This is a genomic window from Brevibacterium epidermidis NBRC 14811 (assembly GCF_001570805.1).
Taxonomy (GTDB): Bacteria; Actinomycetota; Actinomycetes; order Actinomycetales; family Brevibacteriaceae; genus Brevibacterium; species Brevibacterium epidermidis.
The window spans coordinates 127112-146310 of sequence record NZ_BCSJ01000001.1 but is presented as its reverse complement, the minus strand read 5'-3'; the positions used below and the strand labels follow the sequence as shown (position 1 = coordinate 146310).

10 protein-coding genes are annotated in these 19199 nt (G+C 58.4%); 9 read left to right on the top strand and 1 reads right to left on the bottom strand.

Annotated elements, in window-relative coordinates:
- Positions 1–196: 196 nt before the first annotated feature.
- Entirely contained in the window at positions 197–2089 is a 1893-nt protein-coding gene (locus BEP01S_RS00625) for a glycosyltransferase family protein (protein ID WP_062239309.1), read from the bottom strand.
- A 346-nt stretch (positions 2090–2435) separates the two neighbouring features.
- Between BEP01S_RS00625 and BEP01S_RS00620 the strand changes: the two genes are divergently transcribed.
- The 9 genes from BEP01S_RS00620 to BEP01S_RS16455 are packed head-to-tail and all read left to right on the top strand — an operon-like array spanning position 2436 to position 18770.
- A complete protein-coding gene (locus BEP01S_RS00620; protein WP_062239306.1) occupies positions 2436–4352 on the top strand; it encodes a nucleoside-diphosphate sugar epimerase/dehydratase in 1917 nt (638 codons plus the stop codon).
- Positions 4352–5389, top strand: coding sequence for an MraY family glycosyltransferase (locus BEP01S_RS00615; RefSeq protein WP_062239304.1), 1038 nt, complete (start codon positions 4352–4354; stop codon positions 5387–5389). Before BEP01S_RS00620 ends, BEP01S_RS00615 begins: the two co-directional genes overlap by 1 nt.
- Entirely contained in the window at positions 5386–6747 is a 1362-nt protein-coding gene (locus tag BEP01S_RS00610) for a glycosyltransferase family 4 protein (protein WP_062239301.1), read from the top strand. The genes BEP01S_RS00615 and BEP01S_RS00610 overlap by 4 nt, the downstream gene beginning before the upstream one ends.
- The gene (locus BEP01S_RS00605; RefSeq protein WP_062239298.1) at positions 6744–8489 is read left to right on the top strand and encodes a glycosyltransferase family 4 protein; all 1746 of its coding nucleotides are present in this window, start codon (positions 6744–6746) and stop codon (positions 8487–8489) included. Before BEP01S_RS00610 ends, BEP01S_RS00605 begins: the two co-directional genes overlap by 4 nt.
- The gene (locus BEP01S_RS00600; RefSeq protein WP_062239295.1) at positions 8486–9367 is read left to right on the top strand and encodes an ABC transporter permease; all 882 of its coding nucleotides are present in this window, start codon (positions 8486–8488) and stop codon (positions 9365–9367) included. Before BEP01S_RS00605 ends, BEP01S_RS00600 begins: the two co-directional genes overlap by 4 nt.
- On the top strand, positions 9354–10661 hold the full coding sequence (locus BEP01S_RS00595; protein WP_062239293.1) for an ABC transporter ATP-binding protein: 1308 nt from the start codon (positions 9354–9356) through the stop codon (positions 10659–10661). The genes BEP01S_RS00600 and BEP01S_RS00595 overlap by 14 nt, the downstream gene beginning before the upstream one ends.
- On the top strand, positions 10658–11539 hold the full coding sequence (locus tag BEP01S_RS00590; protein WP_062239290.1) for a DUF6270 domain-containing protein: 882 nt from the start codon (positions 10658–10660) through the stop codon (positions 11537–11539). Before BEP01S_RS00595 ends, BEP01S_RS00590 begins: the two co-directional genes overlap by 4 nt.
- Positions 11536–15045, top strand: coding sequence for a bifunctional glycosyltransferase/CDP-glycerol:glycerophosphate glycerophosphotransferase (locus tag BEP01S_RS00585; RefSeq protein WP_083532407.1), 3510 nt, complete (start codon positions 11536–11538; stop codon positions 15043–15045). The genes BEP01S_RS00590 and BEP01S_RS00585 overlap by 4 nt, the downstream gene beginning before the upstream one ends.
- On the top strand, positions 15045–18770 hold the full coding sequence (locus tag BEP01S_RS16455; RefSeq protein ID WP_083532406.1) for a bifunctional glycosyltransferase family 2 protein/CDP-glycerol:glycerophosphate glycerophosphotransferase: 3726 nt from the start codon (positions 15045–15047) through the stop codon (positions 18768–18770). Before BEP01S_RS00585 ends, BEP01S_RS16455 begins: the two co-directional genes overlap by 1 nt.
- Positions 18771–19199: the final 429 nt, after the last annotated feature.

Below are 19199 nucleotides of genomic sequence, written 5' to 3'. Positions count from 1 at the left end.
CCGCAATGGAACTTCTGGCCACCGGAAGGCATGGCGTTCCACTGCGAAATCTTCACAGCATGACCGCCACGCTACTGACCGGAGCAGACCGAAACCGCCCATTTCACCAACAGTTCACCTGGGGCATACGAAGAATTCCGCGGGCCGGTTGGTGCGGGTCATGGGGGCTTTCGAGCGAGCGTTGAAGAGTGGATCCTCAGAAGCAGTAGTGGTCCGGAGCGTATCCGAATGCGTGGACGTCTCCGTTGGCCAGCAGGTGACTGTCGTCGACGCTCCACGTGTGGGCATGGTCGCCGCGGACCTGGACGAAGTTGAACCTGTCTGCCGAGTAGATCCGGGCTCCGGAGCCGACGAGTCTCTGCTGGAGCTCCGTGTCTTCGCCGAGGGTGCGCTCCGCAAACGGGTTGTCCAGAAGTGTTGACCGATGGGTCATCAGAGTCGGTCCCATGACGAGATCGGTGAACCGATGCTCGCGTTCGGGGAAGCGGCAGATGACGATGTCGCGGCCCCGAATGTGCAGGTAGTGTGCCTGCTTGCCGACGAGATCGGCATTCGAATAGCGCAGGGCTGCAAGTTGGTCGCCCAGATAGTGCGCTCCGTACACATCATCGTCGTCCATCTTCGCGATGACTTCGCCGGAAGCCGCCTGAACTCCGCGATTGAGGCAGACTCCTAACGGCTGCGCAGCGTCGACCTCGACGATCTGCAGATGGTCGATCCCTGCTTCTGCGGCGCGTGCTCGCAGATCGGCAGGTGCCGCGAACCCGTGGGTCACCAACACGAGTTCCCTATCCGTGTGCAGCTGTTCGGCATGGGTCCGCAGAACCTCGCCGAGGTGGTCCGGCCGATTCGTCGATACCACCGCTGAGACGGACGTGGGGAATGGCTGCGCATAGTCGAGTCCGAGCGAATCCATCACCGTCATCGCTCGGTGCGTGTAGGTGTGCTCGGCCCAGATGCGTCGTTGGGCAAGATGGACGGTGCGGTCTCTCAGCTCAGGACTGCGCACATAGGCACGCAGAGTCCATTCCGCTTCCTCCTGAGTTTCGGGCTGAGGGACCTCGGTGGTGGGGAAGAACTCACGAGTCGCCGCACTGGGGGTGGTGACGACGGGGGTGCCGGCGGCACTGATCTCGAAGATCCTGCGTGCGCACATGCTCGGGGAATCGGTGACGGAGTTGACGTTGAGGAAGACCTTGAAATGTTTGTAGGCGGTGAGCAGATTGCGGTACGGGAGTGACCCGACTACGCGCCCGGCCAAGGTGCCCGGGAACTGATAGCGCTCATCGTTGCCGAGGAAACGGGAGAAGATCTCGAGTCCGTACTGCATCCTCGGCGATACGGAGTCAGCGGCTCCGAGCAGCAGGTCCATCTGCTCTCTGCGCTCGGGGTATTTGTGGGCGAAGTACATGCCCGCAAAGGCGATGTCTCTGGCTGCGGCGTTCCGTGCAGGTCGAGAGGGATTGTGGATCGCCGGCTGTGCGGCGAAGGGCAGGGGGGCGACTCTGTCATGGCCCAGTCGGGAGCGATATTCGGGGATCAGCCTGACATCACTGGTGAAGACGACGTCACACATCCGCGCCAACGGCAGGAAATCCTCGAAGTGCGGAGGATCTTCTTTGTTCCAGAATACCGTCGGAATGCCTCGACGACGGCACTCGCCGAGCAGTTCGGTGATCTCTGTACTCGGACCCGACGGACTTGTCAGCTTGAACTTCCATTGACCGTCGTTGCCGCTCCAGGCAGACTCGACGAAGACGAAGTCGAGTCCGTCGAGCTCGGTCGACCACTGTGTCGGGTACAGCGGTCGGATCGACCACTCATAGCCGAAGCTCTCGGTCGAGAACTCGTCGAGGATCACTCCGACCGACAGCTGATCGAAGACCGGAGTGCGATGAACCATCGGCAGGGGAGGGAACAGGTCCCCGAGGACCTCCGCCGACAGGCTTCCCGTTGCGACCTCGGCGGAGGCTTCTGCAGTTCCTTGGACCAGCGAGCGACGGCGACGCCACTTCGCGACTTGGCTGATCCCGCCGTTGCGCAGATGCCATAGGGCGGTCCTCAGTGTGCGAAGCGGTGTTCGGGGCACGAATCGGATCCTCTCAGAAGTGGGCAGGTATCGGGCAGCGAAGCGCGGCAGCTCAATTGCAATCATCCTTGTGGCAGAACTGGTTTGGAGATGAATATCTCGGGCTACTTCACCTGTATATTGCAACCAATTCTTAATGCGCGCGGTGTTCGTTCCGACCGGAACCTGTTAGGTCCAATAGTACAATCGGGAAGTCGAAAGAGGCTCGGTTCGTCTCAACGAGACGGAGGTCACGGAAGTGTGATTTCCCGAGCCTGGCCAGTGCACATCGGGAGAAATGAGGACAGTGGGAAGCAGCTCAGGACCCATTCCCTCACGGACCCCAATGAGGCGGCACGGCAGAGCCATGGCGCTGTCACTCATCGATGGTCTCGTCTTCGCGTTCCTCGTCGTAGCGATGACACTTGTGAGATACGACTTCCAGACGTCACTCGTCAACGTTCCGGGAATGCTCGTCTGTTCGGCGATCGGTCTGATCGTCTTCCTCATCGGCGGGCCACTGGCGATCTACCGCGGTCGCTATCGACGCGGCTCGACCGACCAGTTCGCGGCAATCGTGGGAACGGTTGCCGTGGGTGTCGGCGTCATGTGGGTGGTCGAATTCGCCTTCGCCAGTCAACTGCTCATCCCGACCAGCGTCCCGATCACAGCGGGAGCGCTCATGGTCGTGATCAAGAGCCTCGAGAACTGGATTCGCCGCAACTTGAGGCAGCGCAGTCTCACCACGTCCGGTGCGTCCCGGCCCACAATCGTAGTCGGCGCAGGGAACCAGGGCATGCTCGCCCTCGACATGATCGCTCAGGACACGCACAACGAATTCGTCGCTGTCGGCATCCTCGATGATGACCCTGCCAAGCGGCATCTGCGCTACAACGGAATCCGGGTGCTCGGACCGATCGCCGACATCGCCGATCATGTCGATCGCACCGGTGCCGGGGCTGTGATCATTGCGATCTCCGACCTGCCTCCAGAAGAGCTCTCCCGCATCGCTTCGAATCTTGAATCCCGACCGGTCGAGATCAAGATCATGCCGAAGCTCTCGGACTCCGCTTTGGCACGTCCTGAGCCGGACGCCCATGACGTCGCCGACCTGCGTCACCGAAGCTTCCGCGATGTCAGCCTCGAAGACCTCATCGGACGCAAACCGATCTCGACGAATATCGACGACATCGCCTCGGCGATCACCGGTAAGGTTGTCCTCGTCACCGGGGCGGGCGGTTCCATCGGCTCACAGCTGTGCCGTCAGGTCGCCCGGTTCGACCCGGCCCGACTCATCATGACCGACCGCGACGAATCCGGCCTGCACGCCACTGAGCTCGGTCTTGAGGGATCGGCCCTTCTGACCAGTGATGACCTCGTCCTCGGAGACCTGCGAGATCCGGCATTCATCGATGCCCTCGTCGCCGAGGCGAAGCCGGACATCATCTTCCACGCTGCGGCTCTCAAACACCTGACTTTCCTTGAGCGCTTCCCGGAACAGGCGGTGCGCACGAACGTCGGAGCCAGCCTCGACCTGCTCAACGCTGCAGTGGCTCACGACGTCGATTCATTCGTCCACATCTCCACTGACAAAGCCGCCGGCGCAACCTCGGTGCTGGGGCGGACGAAGTTCTCCATCGAGCGGGCGATCGCCTCCGTGGCCGCGGCAACCGGACGGCGTTATATGTCGGTGCGCTTCGGCAATGTGCTCGGTTCCCGGGGCTCCGTTCTCGAGACCTTTGTCACTCAGGTGGCGGCCGGCGACCCCGTCACGGTCACCGATCCCGAGGTCACTCGGTACTTCATGACTGCCGATGAGGCCTGTGAGCTCGTTCTGCAGGCAGCGGCGATCGGCGGCCCCGGAGAGACCTTGGTCCTCGACATGGGCGAACCGATCCGCATCGCTGACCTCGCCAAGCGCGTGATCGCACTGTCGGGCCGCAGCGATGCGCAGATCGTGTACACCGGTTTGCGCCCGGGGGAGAAGCTCACTGAAGCGCTTCTGTCGCCGGGGGAGGTCGACAGTCGGCCCAATCATCCGCTGATCACTCAGGTGCCGATCGCTCCGATCGATCTGGAGAAGCTCGGTTCCCTGGTGGCCGAATCGCGTGACCCGCAGGTATTCACTCACCGATCGGTCCTCGAGGAACGCTTGACGAGCCTCCTCGACTCCGAGTCAGTCCCGGTCACCGATGACGCGACGGCGGCCATCGAACCGGCATCGACGTCATCAAAAGCCTCCGAGCCGGGAGCAGATCCTCATGACACCGGAGTCGGCCTCTGATGGCTCTGCAGTCGCTGGTGATCCTGGTTGTGGCCGCGGTGGTCACGGCTCTCAGCGCCCTCATCGCCTTCCCCTTGCTGCGGCGAGCCGGCGTCGTCGATGTCCCCTCTCATCGCTCGTCGCATACACTGTCGACTGTCCGCGGCGGGGGAATCGCCATCGGCTGCGGCATCACCGTGGCAACGATTCTCGCCATGGTCTGGAGCGTCAGCGAAGACGGGGTCTTCGGCCTCGGCGGCGTCCTCCTGCCGATCGGCTTCCTGGTGCTGACCTGGTGCTATTCGGCCATCGGGATGAGCGACGACCTCGACTCCCTGCGTCCTGCCGGGCGACTGATCGGACAGGTCATCCTGGCTCTGCTGTTCAGCGCGATCATCGCGATGTTCTCCACTCAGGGAATCGCCCACGTCATCGCCTTCGCTGTCATCGGCGTGACCACGGTCAACGCCGTGAACTTCGTCGACGGACTCAACGGGTATGTCACCGAGTGGACCATCGTCACCGCCGGATGGTTCGCCTTCGTCGGCTCCTGGGTGGGTGAGAACGATATCGCTCTGCTCGCTCTGGCGCTGGCCGGTGCTGCTGTCGGTTTTCTCCCGTTCAACCTCGGTCGGGCCAAGGCGTTCCTCGGTGACACGGGCAGCTACGGAATCGGAGCGGCCGTCTTCGCTCTTGCGGTATGGCTGTTCGTTCAAGGCGTCCCGATCGTCGTCATCATCGCGCCGATGATCTTCGTCTTCTTCGACGTCGGTCTCACTTTGGTCCTGCGCCTGTTTCGGGGAGAGAATATCCTCTTGCCTCATCGTGAACACATCTACCAGCGGATCCAACAGGCGGGCTGGCCGCACAGCTCCGTTTCGCTCTTCCACGCCGCATTGTGTGTCCTCGCCTGCATTATGGCCGTGCCGACCCTCATCAGCGGAAATACGGCGACGACGTACCCGGCCCATGTGTTCTGGGTCGGATTGCTCGCCCTTTATGCGCTGCTGCCGCTGTGGCTGCGGCGACGGGCGCTGAAGGAGGCGACGACCGCATGAGAATCGTTCTGCTCAGCCACTATTACTATCCCGAGGTCGGTGCACCGCAGCGGCGGTGGCGGATCCTCGTCGACCACCTGCGCGCTGCCGGACACGATGTCATCACGGTGGCACCGCATCCCCATTACCCGTATTCCGACCGCAACGGGTTCTTCGGATCGAAGGTCGGGCGGGGCCGTCGTCGAGTCGACGTGCGCCTCGGCGGCACCTGGGACACCGGCGTCGACGGTGAGCGGATCCTTCGCGTGCCCTATCTGCACAGCGGATCGTCGATGGCTCGTCAGCTGCTCGATCAGACGGTATCGGCGACGGGTGCGATGTCGGCGGTCATTGACCGGCTGCGGGGCAGAATGCGTCCCGACGTCATCGTCTCCACTACCCCGGCACTGCCGTTTCTGCTGGCGGGCGATACTCTGTCGCGTCTGCTGCGAGTGCCGCATGTCGCTGAAGTGCGCGATGCGTGGCCGGACCTCATTTCGGAGATGAACCTGGTGACGGGGGCCCTGGGGAAGCACCTGCCCGGGATGCTGACGCATCGCCTCGAACATCGGCTTCTGCCGGACCTGCTCACTCGTGCTCAACGGCGTGCGGCGGTCGTCGTCGTCACCACGGAGGGTTTCAAACGTCGCTTGGAGCAGCGTGGGGTGACCGCAGAGGTCGTCCGCAGCGGAGTCTCACCGGCGGAGTTGGAAGGCGCATCCGGGCTGACTGCGACAGGAGCGATCCCCCTCATCCGTCCCGCAGAGGAGACGGGTGCCGCTGGCGACGAAGTCCTCGGCAGAACTGCTGCCGACCGCAATGGACTCAACCTGCTGTATGTGGGCACTGTCGGACGTTCCCAGGACCTCAGCACTTCGATTCGTGCACTGGCCCGCACCGAGGGTGTGCGACTGCGCATCGTCGGCGGCGGCGTCGACACTGTCGAACTCAAGGCCGTCGCTGCCGCAAATGGGGTGCCGGTGGAGTTCCATCCCCAGATCGCAGGTGCCGAACTCGCGGCCCATTGGGAGTGGGCAGACGCCGGGCTGGTCAGCCTCAGCTCCCTCGACTCCTACGAATGCACAGTGCCGTCGAAGCTCTACTCCCTGATGGCCCGTCGAATTCCAGTCGTCGGTGTCGTCGCCGGTGAGGCCGCCGACATCATCACGGTCACCGCGGCAGGAGAAGTTGCGGTCCCCGGAGACACCGAGTCAGTGGCAGCGGCAATGACGCGGATGCGATCGCGAATAGAAGCCGGTGAGGAATTCGGAATGAATCCGCCCGCGGGCCTGAATCCGCGCGATTGGGTGATTCGACATGCTTCGGCAGTCGCTATGGGGCGCACTTACGAACGCGTCCTCGAGCAGGTGGTGTCGTGAACCTGCGCTTCCTCGCCCGACAGCTGACGAACGTTGCCCTGACTACGGCCGGGCACATCAACGATGACCGCGTGTTCTTCGGTATGCAGCTGGCGCGTCGCCTGCCGGGACCCGCCTCGCGTTTCGTTGGACATGCACTCGGACGTCTGCCGGGTGACGCCAGCAGGGCGGCTTCTGCGTGGCTGCTCGGAGAAGAGACGGCGGCGAAGTCATTGGTCGCGGGCTCTCCTGCGCCGTCACGCCTACTCGGCGAGATCGCACTCAATCTGGGACTCCTCGACGAAGCCGAGTCGATCGCGGCTGCTGTTCCCGGTGCCCGTGCACTGAGCTCGCGTATCGAGTGGACCAAGGGGCACATCGACGAAGCCATCGCAGTTCTGCCTGACGGCGCACGTCGGACACGACTGCTCGATGAGCGACAGTGTCTGCAGCCTCAACGGTGGCCGGAGGTTTCGAGTCACATCACAGCTCGTCGGGCTCGCGGCAATGCGGAACGTGATCGAGGTCAGCATTCGACGGCTCTGCATGTGCTGACGAACTCCTTGCCGCATACTCGCTCCGGTTATGCGTACCGGTCACATGCCATCCTCACTACTCTGCGGGAAGCAGGCCATGGGGCGGCTGCGATCACGCGTCCGTCGTATCCCGTGACCATCGGACGGCTGAGTCGGGGACCGGTCGAGGTTGTCGACGGTGTCGAGTACATCCGTGACGTGCCGCTGAGACCGCGTCCCACACCATCCGAGCGGCTGAGCGAGCAGGCGAATCATATCGCCGCTGAAGCACATCGACGTGGAGCACAGATCCTTCACACGACAACGCACTACGTCAACGGCTTGGCTGTCGGGGCAGCCGCGAAAGCAGTGGGCCTGCCATGGGTCTACGAAGTCCGCGGAGTCTTGGAAGAGACATGGGCAGCGGCAGGAAGCAGTCCGGAAGAGCGTTCTGCGCGACGGGACAGTCAACGCTTCGCACTCATGCGGGCCAAGGAAATTGAAGTGGCGTCGGCAGCCGACGCAGTCATCACTCTGGGCGAGACGATGCGTGAGCACCTGATCGCCGGGGGAGTGCCGGCAGAAACCATCACTCTCATTCCGAATTCGGTCTCCGAAGCAGTTGTCGACACCGATGTCACCCGCACTCCGGCCGCGGTGAGAAGGAGCCTCGGCCTGCCCGAAGACGGGGTCTGGGTCGGCGCGGCAGCGTCGATCGTCGGATACGAAGGACTCGACGACCTCGTCGATGCCGTCATCCTCGCCCGGAGCCAGGGCACGGACCTGCGTCTCCTCATCGCCGGCGATGGTGTCGCCCTGCCGGTACTGCGGGAACGCGCCGCGGTTCTGGGGGAGAACGCAGTCTTCACCGGCCGAGTCTCCCAAGCCCAGGCAATTGAATACCAACTCGCGCTCGATGTGATCGTCGTGCCGCGTAAAGATGAACCAGTCTGTCGTCTGGTCACTCCGATCAAACCGATCGAAGCGATGGGTCTTGCAAGGCCCGTCGTCATCTCCGATCTGCCGGCACTGCGTGAATTGGTTCCAGACAGCGCAGGCTTGGCGACACCGCCGGAGAACCCGCAGAAGCTCGCGGAACTGCTGTCCGAACTCGCCGCCGATGACACTGCGCGGGCAAGATTCGGAGACAATGGACGAGCACACGTTCTTGCAACTCGCAGGTGGAAGGAAATCGGACGACGATATGGGCAGGTCTATTCTCAACTCGTGGGGAGTGATGTGCGATGAGTGAGACGAAGAACCCCCTCGGGCTGAGCTCGATCCCGTCCGTGTCGAGCGAAGGCCTCGTGCCAGTCGGACGACGGACGAGCCTGAGCAGCTACCTCGCCGCGCTGTGGAACCGCCGCCACTTCATCATCGCCGAGTCCCGAGCCAAGATGTCGAGCTCGACGAGGAAGAACATACTCGGCTACGGGTGGCTGTTCCTCAATCCACTGCTTTCGGTGCTCGCATTCTGGTTCATCTTCGGTTACATCCTGGGGACCTCGCGAGGTATTCACAACTTCCTCGGGTTCCTTGTCGTCGGCGTCTTCTTCTTCGGTTACACAGGTAAGTGCATGACCGGCGGAACTGGAGCGATCCGTTCCGGTGCGTCCATGATCAAGGGCTTCCAATTCCCACGTGCAGCGCTACCGATCTCCACCGTGGTCCGCAATTTCCTTGACTTCATGCCGACCCTGCTGGTCATGGTGATCGTTCTCGCTATCGCCCCGCCGCTGGAAGAGATCACGTGGAGAATCGTTCTGGTGATCCCTGTTGTGATCCTGCAGACGATCTTCAATGTCGGTCTCGCCTGCTTCCTTGCGCGTCTCGGTCACAAGATCCCAGACCTCACAAACTTCATGTCGATTGTCAGCCGATTCTGGCTCTACGGATCGGGAGTGTTCTTCTCCATCGAAGACCGACTGGACAATCACCCGGCCCTCTTGGCAGCTATGCAGTACAACCCGATGCATGCCTACCTGACGCTGGTGCGCAACTCGCTGCTCTACGGAGTGGATACGGATCCGAAGATGTGGATCGTCGGCACAGTCTGGGCGTTCGGCCTTCTCATCGTCGGATTCCTGTTCTTCTGGAGAGGGGAGGAGAACTATGGCCGACTCTGAGGTCCAGGAACCCAATATCATCGCGGAGAACGTCCAAGTCCGGTACACCGTCAACACTAACGATCCGGGCAGTAGGGCAACTGGTGTCCGACACCTGACGAACAAGATCGTCGGACGGCAAGGTCAGACCACTGTGCGAGCGCTGCGTGGGGTCAACTTCGTCGCCCGCGAAGGAGAGATGGTGGGAATCGTCGGAGCCAACGGCTCCGGAAAATCCACATTCCTGCGCAATGTCGCCGGCGTCGAGCAGCCGGACCGCGGCCGAATCCTCGTCCGTTATCAGCCGCTTCTGCTCGGTGTCAGCGCTGCGCTGCAACCAGCGCTGTCCGGCAGCGAGAACGTGCGCCTCGGATGTTTGGCAATGGGACTGTCTCCCGAAGAGGCGGCCGAAGCCTTCGACTATGTCGTTGAGCTTTCGGCCTTGGGTGCGGCGATCCACCGGCCGATGGGAACCTATTCGTCGGGCATGGGCGCCAGGCTGAGATTTGCCATCGCATTGGCTGCACGCCCGAAGATTCTGCTCATCGACGAAGCCCTGTCGACAGGTGACGCGACCTTCGCAGAGCGCAGCGAACGTGCGATGGACGAACTTCTTGCCGAAGCAGGAACGGTTCTGCTCGTCAACCATGCCGCAAAAGTGATTCAGGAGCTGTGTACCCGCGCAGTCTGGATGCACCGAGGCGAGATCCTCATGAACGGTCCCGCCGAGGCTGTTGCAGAGAAATACCGCTGGTGGGCATGGAATGTGGCTAAGGGCAAGGAAGACATCGCGGACAAGCTCCTGGCCGATGTTGTGAGCAACGCGGTCAAAGAGGAGATCAACATCCTCGAGCCCGAACTCATCAAGAATCCCATCCCGCGGCACGCAGCGCGCCCGTCCAAGAAGAAGGCCGCTCCTGCACGTCATGTGAAGCGACAGGACACGCTCGAAGAAGTCGAAGAGACTCCGACTCCGATGCTGGCTGCTGCCGAAGAGCAAATCTGGCCGAAATCCTTCGACGCTGAGATGCCGAAGGCCAAGTTCCCAGCGTTGCCGAAACCTGCCTCTCAGGCAGTGAGCGCCCCTCGGATTACCGATGCGCCTCCGCTGCGCCTGAATCCCAGTAAGAAACGGGTCGTTCTGCGAGCAGCTAACCCGAGCGACCGTGCGTCGTCGGTTGCCGCCGCGGACGACTTCACCGGCCGCAGGCTTGCCTCTCGAGCACGCCAGATCGCGGATGAACGCTATGAGGAGCGGCAGCGCTTGCGGCAGGAAGATGATTCTCATGTCGTCCACCAGGATTCGAACCGATGAAGATCGCAATATTCGGCTCCTGCGTGAGCCGTGATACAGCAGAATTCATGCCCGAAGCCGAGGTCGTCGCCTACGTGGCCAGACATTCGGTGACGAGCCTGAAATCTCCGCATGGGACTGCTGGAATCGATCTCAGCGATCTGAACTCGGCGTTCCAAAAGCGCATGGTCTCCAGCGACCTCAAGGGGAGTGGCCTCGAACGAATTGCCAAGAACGCTGAGGACCTCGACGTCGTTCTTCTCGACTTGGTCGATGAACGACGGGGATTCTGGAAGTTCCCCGACGGCACGACCATGACAAACTCGATCGAGGTGGAATCCTGCGGTGCTGCTCGCGCAGCGCGCCGCAGCGGTGCACGGCTCGTTGAGTTCGGCACTGACGAGCACTTCGACCAGTGGAAGTCAGGCTTCATCACCCTCATCGAGGGTCTCAAGGATGCCGAGCTCTGGGAAAAAACTGTCCTCCTCGACATCGAATGGGCGGGGGCTCTCGACGGCGCACAGCATCCACAGAACGACGGTTTCGCAAAAGCAGGGCGGCAATGGCGGCGGCTTCAGCGAGGAACCCGCGAGTTGGGCAGGGAACTGTCACGAGGTCGTGGATTGGGTGAAGCGTGGCAGAGCCTGCGCAACATCAAACCGACCGAGGCAGAGGAGTATGCTGACCGAGCTCTTTCAGCCAATAGCGACTACATCCGGTATCGTAAAGAGGCACGATCGCTGGCAGCGTCGTCAGTGGTGAGAGAAAGCCGCGAGGTCCGAATCGATCGAGACCATAAGTGGGGACCTCAACCGTTCCACTTCCGACATGCTGACTATGAGTCGATCGTCGAAAGCATCCGGCAGCAGGTGAAGAAGAACGGTGGTGAGGCCATGTGAGCGGACAGCAGTGGCGTAAAGCACTGTGGCATCTGCGGCATGGCGGGGTCGAAGGATTCAAAGAGTTCCGGCGTAAGCGCGAATCGGAACACAATTCGACCAGACCATCGACCGTTGGGCCACCCATTGAAGATGGCACGGACACTCCGACGCTGACCGTGATCGTTCCCGCATTCAATGCGAGTGACTTCATCGACCGATGCTTGAAGAGCATCCTCAGCCAGAGCGGTGTGTCTTTGGAAGTCATCGTCGTCGACGACGGTTCGACCGATGACACCGTTGCAAAGGCAGAAAAGCATTCTCACGGTGCTCAGCCGGTAACGGTCCTAACTGGACCTAACGAAGGCCCAGCACGTGCACGCAATCGCGGAATCGACGCTGCTCGTGGGAAGTACATCACCTTTGCCGACGCAGACGACGAGGTGCTGCCGGGCGCGTATGCGACGCTCGTTGACTCGCTTGAACGGACCGGTTCTGACATTGCCACTGGGGCGTATGTTCGTATAGGCTCAGCCGGCCGGTCCAGGCCGAAGCTGACCGCGCGAGTACATGCTCGCCAGCGGTTGGCAGTGCGGTTGGACGATATGCCGGAGCTGCTGGAGGAACCTGTCCTGTGGAACAAGGTGTATCGGCACGATTTCTGGAACCGTCATGTAGGCGAGATGTGGGGGTTCTCCAACTACGAAGACCAAGAACCCGTCTATAGAGCACTGGTCGGTGCTGCGGCGATCGACGTGCTCACGAACGACGTGTATGCGTGGAGATTGGCCGATGGTCGAGACACTCGTTCCAAACGCAAGGCCGAGCTGAGTGACCTGCAGTCGAAGCTCGAAGTCATTGAGGCGCTCAGAGCGACCCTTCACCATTCATCCGGTCACGTTATCGAGCAAGCATATGCGGTCTGGATGGGCACAGACCTTGCTATGCACGCCGAGTACCTCGACACGGCAAACAAACGGTTCCGCAAGACCCTCTGTGAAGCGGCCAAGACTCTTCGAAAGACGATGCCGAAAGGCGCTTGGAAGCTCATGCCGGCGCAGGAACGTCTCTACATGTGGGTAGTGGCGTCCGGAGACTTGGACGATATCGAAGAAGTCCTCGGAACCAGGATGGAAGAGACTCGAGCCGTGCCGCTCGAACTGGTCGACGGTACGTGGGTGGTCGCGCCGACGTATCTGTCTCGGCTGAAGACCGATGTTCCGCAGCGGTTGCTTAAAGCGCAGCCTGTCGACTTCAAACCCGTCGTCATCGTGCGAAATGCGCGTTGGATCGGTGAACAGCAGATCGAGCTCCAGGGGTGCGCCTACATTCCCGGGGTCGATCCGGGACGGGCCACATTCCGTATGCAGGGAATCATGGATGGGGCGACTGTTCTGGACTGTGCTGTAGAGACTCGTAACGACAATCGAGTGGACTTGGACGTCGGTGATCCTTGGCGGACGTACGAAGCCGGGGGATTCACGGTCGGCGTTGATGTTTCTGGTATGGGAGACATATCGCCCAGAGGTATCGACCTGGTCGGCTCCTTCGAATTGGGCGAGATGCATCTACGCACGCCCGCTGAGTCGACAGCGGTAGTAGGAATGATTGCCCCTAGCCCGATTCGCGATTCGGGACGCCTGACAGTTGTCGCTGATGACAGAAGCGAGCTGTCGATTCGTCCAGTCGCCATGCCGACTGATCCAGTCGTAGTGAAGAACCTCGACTTCCGCGGGCGGGATGTGACGGTGACTCTCGACCGTTCTGCGAATGTACGTGGTCTGTCGCTGCACACCGCCGGAATCAAGGTTGAGCTGGAAGCAAACGGCCCTTCCATCTTTTCGACCACACTGCCTGAACTTCCCGAGCGGTTCCGAACCCATGGCGAACGGCAGTGGAAGCTCTTAGCTAAGACCACCGAAGGAAATGACGTCGATGTGTACCACGCATTCGTCGACTATCTTCTGCCCGGCACTTCGTGTGTGCGTCTCGCGGCGAATTCTGCCGGAAAGGTGAGACTGGCGCAGCGGTTCCGGCGAGTGACTGTAACGGGTGCGACAAACGACCGGGATCGACTACTGATCATTGGTCGGATTGATCCGCCAGAGAGGCTCAAAGTCGTACTCAAATCATCGGAGCAGACGATTGAGCCTAATGAGTCTGCGCTGCATGCTGATGGCAGCTTTACCGCGGTGTATGACCTGACGACTACCGGTGCCGAAGGAGGCAAAGTCGCAGCGCTTGCAGGCGGCTATCACCTGAAGTATGGCGAAACACCGAACCGAACCGACAGTTGGGCTAGGGCAGCCGGCAAACTGGCGATCCGACCTGTGGACTGCTTCACCGAGTGGAACACGCTCCGGATCGAAGGACGCGACTCGGGCGCCGTCTCTGTTACGGCTTCACCTCCTTGGTCTGCTCAGGAGCGGACCAAGTACGGGCGCTTCAGACTCCACGAAACAAAATGGGGCCCTTTAAAAGACGGCATCGTATTCGAGTCTTACAACGGCAAATCCGCAAACGATAATCCAAGGGCCTTGTTTGAAATGATCCGGCAGAAGCGAAACGACGTTCCGCTCTACTGGTCAGTACGCGATCGCGGAGTCGACGTTCCAGAAGGCGGAATTCCGCTCGTGGTCGGTACTGCTCGATGGCACCGGGCGCTAGCGACCAGCAGAGTGTGGATCAATAACAACAACTTCCCTTACTATGTAAGAAAATCGCCTGATCAGTTCTACCTACAGACGTGGCATGGCACACCGATCAAGCGGCTCCTGTGGGACGTTCAGCGTCGAAAAACGAACCTGACTTATCGGAGACTGATGAGAACTGAAGTACCCCAGTGGGACCTTCTGATCGCTCAGTCAGAAGCAGCCGCTCAGCACCTTAGAACTGGCTTAGGGTACAAAGGGCCCATCAAGATAATGGAGTACCCAAGGAATGTAAGGCTTTTGAAGCCGCTCCTGAATAAAAGCAAACTCACAGTGATCCACGGGATTGATAACGAAAAGTCAACCGTATTGTTCGCACCCACTTGGCGAAACGACGACAGAACTGGAACCGCGCCTCTTGGTTGTCGATTAAGCCCTGATGTTATAAAGGAAATCTTTGACGGTAACGTTCTATTCAAATCGCATCACATGGTTTCCGGGAACCGCGGCCGCACAATGGGAGCGGTGAATGTGACTGATGCGCAACACGTTGAAGAATTGATGGCAATATCCGATTTCCTTATCACTGACTACTCCTCGATTGTATATGATTACAAGTTGACGGGGCGGCCAATTATTAGATACGTACCCGATGGGGCTCAATACCAGTTGGAACGTGGTACCTACCCAAGAACAAGTGAGTCTGAAGAAATAGTAGTAGACGACTTTGAAGACCTGAAAACGGTGCTAGGACTACTGTCGACTAACAAAACCCAGCCAGCTAATGATTGCGCTGCCATCTATGCAGAGTTAATTCAAGATATGAACGAAGTATTCCGGATAATTAACACGAAAACAGAAAATCGAGGTCGCTAATGAAGTACAGAGATCTGATCTCAAAGACTTGGCAGTCGGTCGTGCCTGAAGAAACTCGGAGGAAATTCTATCACTGGAGGCATAATAGACTCGCCGATTCCAAGGCGGAGGAAACAGGCTCAGTTACCCGACGGGACTTCTCCGAGCCTACCTTGATAAATAGAGGACTTGTGTCCATCGTCATTCCTGTATACAAGGTTGAGGAGTACTTGGACGAATGTGTTAACTCGGTTCTCTCACAAAGCTACAAGAACGTTGAAGTGATCCTCGTGGACGACGGATCCCCGGACCGATGTGGGGAAATGTGTGACCAGTTTGCGAAACACCATGACAATGTAGTCGTGTTGCATCAACCTAATGGTGGCTTGTCGAATGCAAGAAATAATGGTCTGAAAGCCGCAACCGGGGAATATGTGATGTTCATGGATTCGGATGACATCATAACCCCAAATGCGGTCAATGAACTATTGTCGCCATTAGTTGAAATGAATGCTGATATAGCGACCGGTAACGTGGAGAGAATGAAGGGGTCAAGGCGCTGGCAGTCTTGGAACCAGACCTATTCGCACGCGAAGATTGAAACGTGGGATGGGAACACTGCTGCTCCAGTTGCTACCACAGTAACTTTGAAAGATGCCCCGGAGCTCATATTCGACGCTACTGCGTGGAACAAGCTTTTCCGGACGGAATTTCTTCGTAGAATTCAATTGCAGTTTCCTGAAGGGAAATTCTACGAGGACATGCTTCCAATGGCGGAAGCGTTCCTCGCTGCAAACCGGATTGTTAAAGTAGCCAGCACTGTATATCTATATCGCGAGCGTGAAGACAATACTTCTATTACGCAAAAGCGTGGACAAGTAAAGAACTTGGCCGACAAGATGGAAATGGTATGGCACATTGAGGATCGATTGGTGTCGAATAACTCACCAAGGGCGCTATTCGACACTCTATATTTCAAAGCTCTGGAAGGCGATCTTGCCGTCTATTCGCCGCATGTGGGCGAGGACGAAGAATTCGATCAGATCTATTTGAGCGAACTGGCAAAGTGTTGGGAAAAGAGCTCCGCGAAGATAAAGTTGGCGTTGGCTCTCGACCGGCGAGCGCTGTATATCAACCAGCTGTTTTCTAAGGACTATCGTAACGCAGAAAATGAATCTGCCTGGTTCTCTACTCATTTTCATGATCTTCCACTTGTTTACAGGGCCGGCCGTGTACAGGCAGATGCTGACTTTGCTCCAGAACATATGGCGATCCTGGGAGAACATAATCTGCTTGATATGAGCCGATACGTTGAGCTGAAACAAGTAGTTACAGATGCATACGTACGCGATGGTGAAGCAGTTGTTGAAGGATTTGCGTTTCTTGATCACCTTCCTGGTGAACTAGATCACGGGGTGACAGTTTCCTTGGTTGATAGTAGCGGAGCCATGCATGCGCTGAGCACTCAACGTTGCAAGGACGAGAGAGCGAATGGCTATTGGCGCTCGGGCAACGCTGATCGATCCGGTTCCGCATTCATTGCGAAAATAGCCATCTCTGATCTGCAAAGTTCATCTATTGATCTTAACGGTCAAATGGCAGTTTTAATTGCGGTCGAAGCTGGGTCATACACCCGGTCCGAGTACGCGACTGGGTACTGGCGTGGGGGAAGTATCCGCCTTGGGGAAATCGCTGAGGCAGAAGGAGGACGGCGCTTTTGGATGCCCTGGCAGCCCTGGGGTTCACCTCTCAAACTGGAGTCGGAAGTGCCGGCTGTACGTGCGACCTCCTTTGATCGCTCCGAATCGGTGGTCCGTGTCAAGTTGGAGTTTGACCGAACGTACACGGGGGTCCAAGTCGATGCTGTCCGAGTGTGGGACGGCTTGCGAGTGTCGCTAAGCAAATCTGACGAAGTATCGCCCATGGGGGCATGGTTCGCTGGGGACTTGGAAGGCGTGGAACGCCGAAGTGACTCGGGCGGCAATCTGAACGCTTGGAAGTTCGAAGTGCGGGCTGACGGACTTTCAGATACCGTCGAAGCCGTTGGTTCGACCGCTTGGAGCACGGGCACGCAGCGGACTAGAACTTGGAGTACGCGCTGTTCGAGTGAATCAGTGGCTCTGCTCCACGACGGGTACACGACGCTATCGGTTGATGAAATCACGCCTTTGGACGATGGATTCCTCCTCCACGGCACCGGTTGGTTCGAAGACCATCCTGGGTTCACCGCAGAAATGTGGAGTGACCGCGGTGCTTTGCAACCGGTGACAAGCGTACGGGTTATTGACGCGACCCGTTTCGAGATTGAAATTAAGTGCCTGAATATGGGTGAGCGCTCCCAGCCTCTGACTTGGGAGCCTGGAGAGTACCGATTTAGACTGTTTGATCGCGGTCGCCGCGGTAGTCAATACAAGATCAGGTCCGGGCGAGACGTTGTGTATAACTTTCCGCTTACTACTCTTCATGATCGTTTTAGATCGAGATGGCATTTAATCTCAGATACTTGGGAACTTGCTCTTGGAATCGATGCGCCCCAACTGGATACAGAACGAGGCAGATACAACGTCTCACGTATGAACAATTACTGGGCAGGCAAGGAAGACCTAGAAGCTCCGCCGATCAACGCTGCTGTGTTCTCTGTAAACATGGGTGCAGGTTCAGCCGACTCCCAGTTGGAAATTCTAAAGGAACTGCGAGAGCGGTTACCTGAATGGGAGTTCTACTGGGCGGTCACGGACTATTCAGTACCCGTTCCTAATGGTGCACGAGCCCTAGTGCGGCAGACCGAGCAGTGGTTCGAGGTACTTTCAAGAGCTCGCCTGGTAGTCAACAATTACGGTGGTATTGCAGGCTACGGAGACCGTGAGTATCAGCGATATCTGCAAACCTGGCACGGTACTCCCTTGAAGCATATTGGAGACTCAGAATTTCGCGGGGACGCGAGAGCATATGCGCGTAAAAGGATGATTGCTAAGAAAGAAGCCATGGAGTGGGATTGGGTCGTATCCCCCAGCCGTGTGGTGACTGAGATCATCCGGAGGGATCTGTACTTTGACGGCCCAATTCTGGAGAAGGGATATCCTCGGAATGATTCGTTGGCGAAAGCAACAAATATTACGCAATACGATTGTAAAGTGCGAATCGGCATCGAGGATGAAGCCAAAGTTCTATTGTACGCCCCAACATTTCGAGATGTATCAGCCCAGGGATTCTCGAGCCCATTGGTTGAATATCTAGAGCTGGAGCGTTTAGCCAATGAACTGGGTGATGATTGGACGATTCTACTCCGTGGACATTCGTTCAATGCTCGATCCTCTGACAAGAACAGGTCCAGTTCTCGGGTGATTGATGTAACCAAATACCCCGACGTCAATGATTTGATGATCGCTTGCGACGTAATGGTCACCGATTACTCCTCGATCATGTTCGATTACTTGGTTACTGAAAAACCTATAGTCTATTTTGCGCCAGATATCGAGGAGTACGTGGCGAATCGAGGAATGTACTTTGAATATCGTGAAGTTCTTGCTGGTGAGGTGGCGACGTCTCAGGACGAGTTGCTAAGGCATATCACCTCTTTAGCGAACATCAGCAATGTTCAGCCCTCAGCTGCGTACATGCAGCAGAAGGCCCGCTTTGTTCCGCACGACGACGGCGGTGCAGCGTCGCGCGTGGTAGATGCGGTGCTCAGAGAAATGCCACTCATGCAATCTCCACCGCCCCGAAAATCTAGTTCGAGAAGCTAGACAGGGTATCCTCCGCGTTCGTGTTCCTCTGGCCTGGTTGTCTGTGTGAATCAAACACGCGTCTCTCAAACTGAGTTGGCGTGTGGCAACGCTCCTCGGCGCGACGTGTGTCATGGTGTATTGTGCAACCTCAGCACCTTCGGCCATCGGTGCACTGGTCGCTCAGGCTGGTGCAGCCTGATTCGGTATCAGTGTCTTAAGTGATTCATAGTGTGGTGGGCGGCGCCATGAGATCGTGCTGATCTCGTTGAAAGTCGGCATATGTAAATTGCCATGGTTTCTAGAATAAGGAAAAGATAGTATCTGGACCGGCGCATTCCTGCGCTGAAAAACAATTAAGAAATAGCGCTTTGTTCATACTACGATGTTGTCAAGGGCAATTGACCGCCTGAGCAGTCGCAGGAAGTTTTGTGAGAAAATTGGCGATCT